Genomic DNA, 12,528 nt, shown 5'->3' with positions numbered 1-12,528 from the left:
CCTTTAACTATGTGAATACATCTACTGAGAATCGCCCTGCTACAGGATATTCTGCCGCTCAGGGTAATGCTGCTCAGCAGATGAATCAGTGGTTCCAGCGTCAGTTGGATATGGACAAACTGCGTCAGTATCGTGCCGAAGATGGTACTCTGATGTCCTGGAACATTCGTTCAAATACAGACCTTCGTCCCCTTTATTGGGATAGTCCGTTTTTCAGCGTAAATGAAAACCGTCAGAACGATGACAGGGACCGACTCTATGGTAACTATCAGATGACATATAATGTACGCGACAACATTGAAATTCAGGGTAAATTACACCTTGATGCGTACAGCTTTAATGTTGAGGATAGAATTGCTACCGGCGGTCTGGAGCAAGACTGGTACTACACTGCACAAAGATCTCGTCGTGAAGTTAACTACGAGGCAGGTGTACGATATCAGGAAGATTTCCAGGATGTTTCTTTCAATGGATTCTTTGGGGGTAATATTTTGACACAAACCTACAGTTCTCTGCAACAGCAGACTCAGGGTGGATTGTCAGTTCCGAATTTCTTCAATATAGATGCTTCTATCGACAGGCCTGCAGTTTCCAACTACAATGAGAAGAAAGAGGTGAGAAGTATTTTTGGTACCGCAACGCTTGGTTACCAGGATCTGGTTTATCTTGACTTAACAGGTCGAAATGACTGGTCTTCTGCACTTCCTTCAGATAACAACTCTTACTTCTACTATGGAGTGTCAGGTAGTTTGGTATTTACTGAATTCGACTTTTTTGCGAATCAGAACCTACTGAGCTTTGGTAAACTGCGTGCATCTGTTGCACAGGTTGGTAATGACCTGGATCCATTCCGAGTATTCCAGACATTTAACAGTGGAACTCCTTACGGATCAATGCCAACACAGACAATACCGTCAACTCTGGCAAATCCAGATCTTGAGCCGGCCATTTCATCAGATTATGAATTTGGTATCGACTTGAGATTTCTGGACGGACGTTTAAGAACAGACGTTAACTACTATAACTCTGTTCGTGAAAACGAAATCCTGTCTCTGGAAGTGCCGGGAGCAAGTGGTTATAACTTTTCGCTCGTTAATGCAGGTAAATTTACAACAACCGGTTGGGAAGTATCGCTTGGAGCAACTCCGGTTCAGACTTCTGACTGGAATGTTGAAGTGGACGTAAACTGGTCAACCAGCAAGTCTGTAGTTAATGAACTGGCTGAAGGTATTGATACACGTCTTCTGGAAAGTGCATTCTTCGGTATCCAGCTTTTTGCTGTTGAAGGCGAAGAGTGGGGTGAAGCGATTACGACCAGCTCTTACGGTGGATACTTACTGGATGAGCAAGGCCGTAGAATCGTAAACTCTAACGGTACATACGCACTTGAAAACAACAAGAGACTTGGAAATATCCTTCCTGACTGGAACGGTGGATTCAATCTGGACGTAAGCTTCAAGGATTTCAATCTCGGAGCTTTTGTTGAGTTTCAGAAAGGCGGTAAGTTCTACTCACTGTCTCAGATGTTTGGAACGTATTCCGGACTGACCATGAATACTGTTGGAAACAACGCACTTGGAAATCCACTGCGTGATCCTGTTGTTGACTCTAATGGTAATTCAGGATTGTCTTCAGTGCCTCTGGATCAGGCTGCACCGGAATCCGGTGGTGTGCTTGTTGAAGGTGTTGATACAAACGGAAATGAAGTTGCTTACCTGCGTAATGCAGCTAACTGGGGTATTGACCAGTTCTTCAACAAAGAAGAGTGGCTGAAAGACGCTAGTTATATCAAGCTTCGGGAAGTACGATTTACGTACAACATTCCTGTTAGCCTGCTCGAAAGCACTCCTATCCGTAGAGCTGCCGTTTCACTTGATCTGAAAAATCCATTGTTGATCTATTCTACTACAAGTGGAGTGGATCCATCTGCGATTCAGAACAATGCCAACGGATTTGGCTTCTGGGAAGGTGGTGGCCTGCCGGGTACCCGCTCAATCGGATTCAACGTAAATCTTAACTTTTAATCCGAGGGAGACAGAATTATGAAAAACTTAAATTTCAAAGCTATGACACCGATCAAAAGCGTAACATTGGTAACTCTTTTTGCGGTGCTGTTTATGAGCTGTGATGATTTCGGAAATTTGAATAATGACCCGAATAATCCTTCGCAAGTTCGTACTGAACTGCTTCTCACAAATGCAGAACGAAGCATCGATAATGTAGTAGGAGCCACAACCGGTACGCTGTTAGTCCAGTATATTGGAGAGACCCAGTATACGGATGCCCAGGAATACCGGAACATGAATGCAAACTTCAACGGCTGGTATACCGGTCCGCTTCAGAGTTTGCAGACCATTATAAATCTGAACTCAGATCCGGAAACAGCTCCCGATGTATTGTCAGGAGGTAGTAATGCAAATCAGATCGCAGTAGCGAGAATTCTGAAAGCCTATTTCTACCAGATGATGACAGATCGCTGGGGTATGATTCCTTACAGTGAAGCTCTGCAGGGACGAGATAACTTCTCACCTGCATACGATCTGCAGGAAGATATCTATGCGGATATCATTAACGAACTGAAGGAAGCTGTCAATCAAATGGACGGTGGAACCGGTGTGCGTGGTGATATTCTCTTTGACGGAGACATGGATCAATGGGCACTGTTTGCAAACAGTCTGAGAGCAAGAGCCGCGCTGCGTATTGCAGATGCTAACCCTTCGCTGGCAGCATCTGAATTTGCGGATGCAGTGTCAGACGGATTGATTTCCGAAGACGTAATGTATCCATACCTGGCCGAGGCTAACAACCAGAATCCGTGGTATGCACGTTTCCAGACAAGAACAGACTATGCGATTCATAAAACGATCGCTGACTATATGAAAGATCTGGAAGATTATCGTATCCTCGTTTATGCAAATCCTGCACCAAATTATTCGGATAATGATCCGGAAGTGACATTTGATGAAATTCAGGGAATGCCATTCCTGGAAGATGCAGGTGAGCTGACTAACGACGAGATTTCATTCCCCGGTGCTGCAATCGGTGGAGGTGGACCTGCTGTTGGTGATCAAGGTGCTGACCTGCCAATCATTACAGTCGCAGAAATGCACTTTGCTATGGCAGAAGCTTCAGAACGAGGCTGGATTGCAGATGATGCCGAAACTCACTATCTGGCAGGTATCGAAGCTTCCTGGAATCAGTGGGGTGTATATGATGCAGACAATTTTGCAGATTATATTGCACAAGCTGAAGTTGCATACGATCCTGCAGTTTGGGATGAGAAAATTGGTAACCAAAAATGGATTGCTCTCTTCCCACATGGATACGAGGGATGGGCTGAGTGGAGACGACTGGGATATCCGGAACTGACTCCAAACCCATTTGGTGTGGGAGTTGAACCTGAAATTCCGGTTCGATTCACATATCCAACATCTGAGGCTACCATTAATCAGGATAACTATGAGGCTGCTGTGCAGGCTCAAGGTCCTGATACTCCATACACCAGAGTTTGGTGGGATGTGAATTAACTTCATCTCATATTTTTAAAACCGGACAGGTCTCCGTGACCTGCCGGGTTTAGATAAAACTCAAAACCCGCCTTCGGAGCAATCCCGGGGCGGGTTTTTTTTATGAGCATGACCCAGACCCGACAGGTTTTCAAAACCTGCCGGGTCTTTGAGTCAGGGATCGGATGTGCAAAACCCGGCAGGTCTTCAAGACCTGCCGGGTTTGGATAGACCTCAAATCTCTTCTAAGGAACAATTCGGTGCCGGTGTTTTTTTGATGGTTTAATGTGGGTAGTCAGGTTAGGTAAAAGCCTATACCATCTCCGTACCAAGTCCGTATCAACTCCAACTCTAAGGAGGGGTGGTATGGATTTGCTGGAGTTGTGGAAGATAATTGGTGAAATATTCTGATACAGGATTTGGTAACAAGCCGGTCGTTCATGAATGGAATTGGATTTTGAGTGTTGAGATATACTTAACGGATTGGTGTTGATCGTGTTAAGGGGTTGGAGTGCGTCAATAACAGTCCGAATCACTCTCGAAAAGATAAATATTGGAAAAATATTTGTTTACACAAATTAACAAAAGGGTGTTTTAAAGAATGATCAACTTATTGGCGTTTACATGCAATAATGATGAAAATATAACAATTTAGGGGTAAAATGGACTCGTTGATCAGTATCGGTTTCGGCAAGGAATTCGGTTGGTGTAAAAAATTTGCATAAATGTAAATATTTTGTAAAATCATGGTGTCATTGTCAGGCGCCTAATAAAAGTTAACCTTTTTAGGTTCAATGATTCTGAAATGACACCATTCATTAACCAAAACCTAAACATTAGAGGTAAGTCTATGTCTAGACAGATACTGCTATCGTTAGTCATATCTCTGGCATTCTCCCTCTCTGCAATAGCACAGGGAAGTGTTCAGGGTACAGTTACCGATTCAAGAACCGGTGAACCATTGCCGGGAGTGAACGTGGTAATTGCTGAATTACAAAGAGGTGCACCAACAAACGTTGATGGTGAATACCAGATTTCAAATGTGCCGGAAGGCTCTTATACATTAACGGTTACCTATATAGGATATAAGAGGTTTTCGACACAAATTCAGGTTGGTTCAACAGCCTTAACGCAAAATATTTCACTTGAACAGGATATCCTTGGCCTTGAAGAGGTAGTTGTGACCGGTGTAGGGCGGGGTACACAAACTACCAAGCTTGGGTTTTCAGTTTCTAAAGTGAGTGAGCGTGAACTCCAAGAGGTACCTGCATCAAACCTGGGAGCTGCAATTCGATCCAAAACACCGGGACTTACCATCGTAAATGCTTCGGGTGACCCGGCGAACCCGGCTACGATCCGCCTGCGTGGCTCTACTTCATTACTGGGCGATCAGGCACCATTAATTATTATTGATGGAATTATCACAGATGGTAACCTACAAGATATTAATATGCAGGATGTCGAGTCCATTGAGATCATTAAAGGAGCAGCAGCAGCCTCAATTTATGGATCATTGGCCGGTAATGGTGTAATTCAGATTCTGACCAAACGAGCTTCTGATGCAATTGACAGACCGAGAGTAACAGTACGGAGCGAGTATGGCTTTTCAGAAATTGCCAATGATTATCCTTTGACGAAGAAACATCCCTGGATTGATGATTCCGAGCTGGATGCTTCAGGCCGCTTTGTAACTTCTTGGCCAAGTTATGAGGTGTATGACACAGAACGAGTATTTAATAAGGATTATCCTGTGACCTATGACAATGTTGATAATATTTTCTCAGGTCAGCCATACAATACGAACTATGTGCAAATAGGTAGTTCAGCCAGTGATTTTACCTATATGGCATCCTATGAAAATCACAACCAAGGTGGTGTTGTTGAAGGATTAGACGGATACGTTAGAAATTCTCTAAGATTTAATGCCGACTACACTCAAACAGATAATTTCAGGGTTTCCTTTAGCGGTTCATACATCAATGCAGAATATCCATTCTTCCCGGAACAGGGACAGGGTGCAAATTACTTCTACTCTGCCCTGAGTGCGGTGCCTTTTATTGATCTGACCGAAACCAATGAGGATGGGACATTCTCGAACAATCCAACCGGTTATTCAATCGACGGGTCAAACTGGCAGAATCCGCTCTATGTTGCTCAGAATCGTGAGCGAAATGTAGATCGGGACAGATATATACTTGGATTGACAGCCGGATATGATATAACCGACTGGTTAAGTGCCAATGCGCGTCAATCTTTAGATACAAGATACCAGTTAACCACAGACCATACTCCTGTCGGCTACCAAACTCCAACACCGAGTACGGCATTGAATAATGGTTATGAACTGCGGGAGAATATTGAGCAGTCTACTGCAGTAACAGAATTGTGGTTAGAATCCGTAAACAGCGTCGGTGATTTCAATTTCAGTACAATTCTGAAGTATTTGTACGAAGATAGAAATTATATTCGAACGACCGTCAGCGGATTCAACTATTCAGTACCTGACATTCGTAACATAGGTGCCGTTGATCCGGGAACGTATAGCGCTTCCTCATTTCAATCTACTGAAAGAGCTGAGAATTTTATCTTTAATACAGATATCGATTATCAGGATAAGGTGATTCTCGGGGCGATGCTCAGACGAGACGGCTCCTCATCTTTTGGTTCTGATGAGAGATACCAGTGGTATTACAGAGGCTCTTTAGCATATCGGATTACACAGGATTTTGACATTAACAATATTCAGGAGATGAAGGTTAGAGCATCCTACGGTGTGTCCGGACAGCGTCCGCCGTTTCAGGCACAGTACGAAACCTACAGTGCATCTGCCACAACTGTGACTCCTGTAGTTTTGGGTAACTCTGCAATCAAGCCTTCTGTCGTTGCGGAAACTGAAATCGGATTGGATATCTCTTTCCTGAACCGTTTCAACTTTACTGCGAATTACGCATTAACGAATGTGACCAATGACTATTGGAATGTTCCGTTGACAGGTGTATCTGCGTATAGCAGTCAATGGCAAAATATTGGTGAGATCGAGAATAAAACTCTTGAGCTGGCACTGAATGGACAGTTGATCAGTACAAGAGATATGACGTTGGATTTCAATCTGTCTTTTGATAGAAATCGTCAAGAAGTGACCGATTTAGGACCATTGCCTCCATTCACACGACAGCCGGGCGGAGCTGCTATTGCGCTATTCCGATTTGAGGAAGGAGTTCCTTACGGTGCGATGTATGGTAACAAACTCATTACATCCATTGACCAGCTGACGGTAGGCGATGACGGTTTTGTAACCAATATTGCAGGAGGTTACACACCGGAAGACTTTGAAGTCAACGATTTAGGGCATGTGGTTCTGTCTGATGATGCCGGAACTCCAAATGAGCGTCCAATGTATTTGGTGGATGAGAACGGCGACAAAGAGGTTGTAATGATCGGTAATACCGAACCTGATTTCAAAATGGGTCTATCTACCAGCTTTAACTGGAAGGGGCTCGGCTTATTTATGACATGGGATTGGGTACAAGGTGGAGATGTCTACAACTATACCCGCCAGCTACTCTATAACCGATTGGTGCATAAAGATCTCGAAACTTATACACAAAATGGATATGATCCTGAATATCTTCTGGCCGCAAATGGTTTATACAATGGTGCTCAGGCTACATCATACTTTGTTGAGGATGCATCATTCCTGAAATTGCGTGAGCTTTCTGTCTCTTATACAATTAATAACAGACAGTTAGGATATTTTGGTAACTATTTACAGGATGTCAGGTTTTCACTCATCGGGCGTAACCTGCTTACATTTACCAATTATACTGGGTTTGATCCCGAAGTGGCACTTCGTACTAATGCAACAAACTTCCGATTGGATGAATACTCCTATCCAAACTTCAGGACGTTCAGTGCCTCTATACAGGTTCGAATTTAACCCCAAATCGTAGAACGATAAGATTATGAAATTACTAAAATTGAAATATCTGATTGTTGTACTGATTGTCAGCACATTTTCTATACAGAGTTGTGCAGACCTATCAGTAGATAACTTGAATGAGCCGGACAGAGATGCAGTTCTGTCTGATGTAGAAAACACCCTTAAACTTCTGAACGGTGCATATCAGCAAGTATTTGCAGGAGTAGTTACTTCATGGGCAGTAGCCCCGCATATGCTTGCCGACCAGGCAACATCGACAAACCTTTTCCGTCAATACTGGGATTTTGCGGAGGAACCAAGGATGCGGATGAATAACACTACTTCCTATTCTGCTACATCATCATTTAGTGCATATTGGGGGGCAATGAACTCCGGTATTGCAACTGCAAATATTCTTATAGATGCCATAGTAAATGATGGTCAGGAATTTATATCAGACGGTGTTGATGTGACTGATCAGGTTCTGGCTCAGGCTTATTTTATCCGGGGAATCGCCCGCGGATATCTTGGGCTGATTTATGATCAAGCTTACCTGGTTGATGAAAACACTGATTTGACCCAGGATCCAACCAGCTTTGAATTCAGTCCATATTCTGATCTCATTGACGCAGCTGTTGACGATATCGTAAATGCCGTTACTGTGGCAAATAACGCACCTAATTTTCAACTGAACACAATGCCAAATGCAGCGGATAGCTGGAATTTTGCCCAATTCAGTGATATTGCGCACTCTTATGCAGCTAAATTTTCTGCAGGTAAAGCAAGATCAGCTGATGAAGCTGCCACATTGAACTGGGGTGAAATTCTGTCACTTGCAAACAAAGGATTGGGCGGACCTGAAGCTCTTTCATCTATTCCGGATTTTACAGCACGTAATGTTGGTTCGGATGGTACATTTGCAAACTATATGGCAGACTGGCTAAACTTCGTGGTTACTTGTGGAAGTTCTGGTTTAAGTAGTTGCGCTGGGTATAACCCGGTAGATATAAAAATGGCGCATATGCTGGATCCGGACTATCCTACTGAATATCCGGCTGAACTGGCCGGTGCCACAGCAGGTTTGGAGCCGGCTGAAAGCGATGACCCGCGGCTTGAATACTTCGTATATACAACGAATCCCGGATTCTTGAATCCAAATCGTAATGCTAATCTCTATACGAACTACTTCAGTCTTCGTTTCTTTGCTAATAATGACTGGTGGCCGTCTTCATACGGGGTAACACTGTTTACTTCCGTTGAAAATGACCTTCTCAGAGCTGAGGCAAGTCTGATGAGCTCAGGTAATGCAGTTGATGCTGCTCAAATTCTGAATGACACACCTGCAGGAACAGGAGTCATGGAGTTGAGTATCGATCTGCCCGCAAACCAGATTGGATTTATTGACTACAATGGATTATCGGGTGGTCATAACTATCTGGGTACTGAATCCATACCTGAAATTCAGTGGGCTCTTTTACGAGAGTACTCCATTGAGATTGATCAGCTGGGTGGAGTTGGTACACAGTGGTTCTTCATGAGAAGGCATGATCTGTTACAAGCAGGTACGCCGAATCATTTTGCGGTACCCGGCAGTGAGCTGGAACTTCTTCAGCGAGAAAACTACACCTTTGGTGGGGTAGATTTTGCCGGAGATCCCGGAACTGCATCCGGTTCAAACAGCTGGAAAAACCTGGCCGAACAAGTTTTCGGCGGACCATTGCCAACAGTAGGTGAAAATGCAGAGGCCGCAGGCAAATACCGTCCTTATATGGGCAGTGATATCCCTGCACCCACTTACTCCGGTAACGAGACAAGAAGAAACCAATAAAGTCAACTTTATATAGATGACCGAAAAAGGCTCGGGGGCAATTGCTTCCGGGTCTTTTTTTTAATTTGTCGTTTTAGTGGAAATTTTATCTACTTACAGCATTCCAACCGATTTGTTACGAAATGCCTAAAAACTATTTACTCCTAACCGGATCGTTCCTCACTATTCTGTTATCCATCTTCCTTTCAGAAACGAGCAGATCTGAAAGTGTCGCATATGGTCAGCATAGTGCTTCAGAAATGATAATTGAAGTTGTGGATCATAAAACAGGATTACCAATAGCATCTGTAATGTACAGTCTCGTAAACATCCGGACCGGAGAATTAATTACTGAGGGTACCGGAAGCGAAGATGGAGTGATAATAATTGATGCTCAGAATTTAGATCAGACCAGGCTTATTTTGACTCACAGAAACTACATGAGAAATGAGGTTAATCTTGGCAATTCAGGCGGTGATGGTATTCAGATAGTTACAATGAAGAAGGCATATTCTATTCAAATCGAGGGAGTTGTTAAAGACGGGATAACCGGAAAACGGGTACGTGATGTTCAGCTTGAAATATTCTCAAATGACAGTGATATCGTAGTTGGAAATCCAATTGGAACGGTTACGAATCGAGATGGCCATTTTAGGTTTACTTTTAATTATAGTCTGCCTTTTCAAATTCGATTTTCACATGTAGCCTATTTTCCGGCGGAAAGAAATTTTGACTCTGATAATATTTCAAATATCGAAGTGTCGATGACTCCACGGATGTTTCAGGAGGAGGATATTGTCGTAACCGCAGATATGATGACCCGGGATGAACTTCAGTCTACACAGACTATTTCAAGAGTAAGCAGTGTAGATGTACAACAGGTGGCCTCTTTTGATGCTTTTGATCTGATATCCACACTCAGGGAGGTGGATGTAGCGACACAAAGTATGAATATGCAGACGATAAGTACTCGTGGATTTAACACGGGGGCAAGTAGCCGGGTACTTCAACTTACCGACGGCATCGATAGCCAGGCACCCGGATTAGGTTTTCCGGTAGGGAATCTATTGGGGCCTTCGGATCTGGATATTGCAAATATGGAGATGGTTCTTGGCCCGGCTTCCTCTTTACACGGACCGGGTGCTATGGGCGGAGTACTGAATATTAACAGCAAAAATCCATTTCAAAGTCCCGGCTTCTCGGCACAAGTAAAAGGAGGAGTCAATGATTTAAGATTGGGAGGCGGCAGCCAGTGGGCTGCCGAGGGGGATGGAATGTTTGACTTTAGCGGCAGATATGCAGAATCATTTGGAGACCGTCTGGCATTAAAAATAACCGGCAGCTGGCTCATGGGTACAGATTGGCAGGCAAATAACTACAAAAATATTGGATATGGTGAACCGTGGGAGACTCATCGGGACGTACACGGGTATAATGGAGTAAATGTTTATGGCGATGAGTCCTTCACCTATCTGCCCGTGGCAGTGGATCGTGACGGTGTACCGGATGGTTCTTATTTGCCGGTTACAAGAAACGGGTACAATGAAAATGAGCTGGTAGATTATGATGTAGAGACCCGAAAAGCAGCAGGCTCAATTCATTTCAAGCCAACGCATAGTTCGGAATTTAAACTTGAAGGGAGATATGGATATACGAACACCCTATATACAGATGATAGCAGGATAAGGCTTGAGGGTTTTGAAATTTTTCAGCTTACCACTGAATTGAGAAGTGAATATCTGTACACAAGAGCTTATACAACTTGGCAACAATCGGGTGACTCGTATGATGTTGTAAAAATGGCTGATCAGTTACTGGAATCTGCAAAATCCGATCAAGACTGGTTTCGTGACTATCGCTTGGCTTACCAAAGAGGAATTCCTTTCATGGGGATACCAAGGGGTGATCGCATAGCTGCACGAAACTTTGCAAATTCCGGAGTAACCCTTATTCAGGACCAAACAGCTCGCCCCTTTCTTGAACCGGGATCTGAAGAGTTTGCCTCGGAGTTTAAAAGGTTAAAGAAGAGTCATGATTTTGATGATGGAGCAGGCATCAGAGATAATTCTGAGCTCTCACATGTGGAGGCGGGGTTTAAATCTAAAGACAGATTTGACTCACTGGAACTGAATGGAGCCATCTCATTCAGGTATTACGAGCTCAATTCAGGAGGTACGCTTTTCCCGGACACAACCGGTAACGAAATTACCAATTTTGAATATGGTGCCTATCTACAGTCGGTGAAAAAGCTATCAGATGAGAATCTCGTATTATCTGCCGCTATAAGGGCAGATAAAAATGAAAACTTTAGGACGGCTGTAAGTCCGCAGTTGGGAATAAACTATTTGCTGGCTGATAAACACTATTTGCTTTTTTCCTATCAGTATGGGTTTAGGTTTCCAACGGTACGTGAACAGTTTCTGAACCAGGATATTGGAAATGCACGAATCTTGGGAGGTTTATCTCAAATTGTATCGCCATATCAGCTGGAGTTTAACTCTGTAACTGAGCAGTCTCTCGAAGAGTTTAACGAAATCGTAATTAACGAATTGAATAAAAGTGACGTAGAGCGGTCCCTGGCTGAGCTCATCCATCTAAATACTCTTGAAAATGGTATTATCGGTGAGGGATTTTTTAATGGTATCAAACCGGAAAAAACACACTCCATAGAAATTGGATACAGACGTCTCTACTCTTCCAATTTTTATCTGGATCTAAACTATTTTGTTAATTTTTACGATCAATTTATTGGATTACACCGCGTGGTGAAGCCGCGAACAAGCCCATCTATAGATCTTTACGCTGCTGCGGGACAATTGAACAGTGCAGCTGAAAGCGATCGATTTTATGTTTACGGAAATGCCACAGATTGGGTAACTATTCATGGGGTCTCATTTGATTTGAAACAGCAGTCGGGAACATTCTTTTTTGGGCTGAACGGAACATTAACGGAAATGATAAATAATTCCGATGATCCCTTAGTGCCGGGATTCAATACACCCCCTTTAAAGTTTAATGTTGAGTGGGGGAATCGGGAGATCGCTCCCAATATTGGTTTCAAAATGATTTACAGACACAGAGCTGCACATAACTGGCGAAGTCCCTTTTTAGATGGCAGGCTTGAGCAGTACGGGCATTTCGACTTTCAGTTGAATGTTGGGATTCCGGCGCTCAACAGTTTGATAAAAGCCGGATTTACCAATATGGGCGTGAGGAGATATACCAACATGTTCGGCGGTCCGGCAATTGGCTCTATCGTTTTTGCAACATTTACCTATAATCCGGGAATCTTTTAA

General features: G+C 43.5%; 4 protein-coding genes and 1 pseudogene. All 5 read left to right on the top strand.

Annotated elements, in window-relative coordinates; all coding sequences use genetic code 11:
- Window positions 1–2,024 (top strand): annotated as a pseudogene (locus tag BG260_RS10885) (SusC/RagA family TonB-linked outer membrane protein); the annotation flags it as partial.
- An 18-nt stretch (window positions 2,025–2,042) separates the two neighbouring features.
- The gene (locus tag BG260_RS10880; RefSeq protein ID WP_083750270.1) at window positions 2,043–3,527 is read left to right on the top strand and encodes a SusD/RagB family nutrient-binding outer membrane lipoprotein; all 1,485 of its coding nucleotides are present in this window, start codon (window positions 2,043–2,045) and stop codon (window positions 3,525–3,527) included.
- Window positions 3,528–4,356: 829 nt separating this feature from the next.
- Window positions 4,357–7,443, top strand: a complete 3,087-nt coding sequence (locus BG260_RS10875) for a SusC/RagA family TonB-linked outer membrane protein (protein ID WP_069132573.1) — start codon at window positions 4,357–4,359, stop codon at window positions 7,441–7,443.
- Between the two features lie 25 nt (window positions 7,444–7,468).
- Complete coding sequence (locus BG260_RS10870) at window positions 7,469–9,253, top strand: RagB/SusD family nutrient uptake outer membrane protein (RefSeq protein ID WP_069132571.1); 1,785 nt, start codon at window positions 7,469–7,471, stop codon at window positions 9,251–9,253.
- A 122-nt stretch (window positions 9,254–9,375) separates the two neighbouring features.
- Window positions 9,376–12,528 carry a TonB-dependent receptor gene (locus BG260_RS10865; RefSeq protein WP_083750268.1) on the top strand — a complete coding sequence of 1,051 codons (3,153 nt, stop codon included), beginning with the start codon at window positions 9,376–9,378 and terminating at the stop codon, window positions 12,526–12,528.

The sequence above is a fragment of the Rhodohalobacter halophilus genome, from assembly GCF_001715195.1.
Classification (GTDB): Bacteria; Bacteroidota; Rhodothermia; order Balneolales; family Balneolaceae; genus Rhodohalobacter; species Rhodohalobacter halophilus.
The sequence above is the reverse complement of the archived record's forward strand: the minus strand, read 5'-3'. Positions and strand labels throughout refer to the sequence as shown.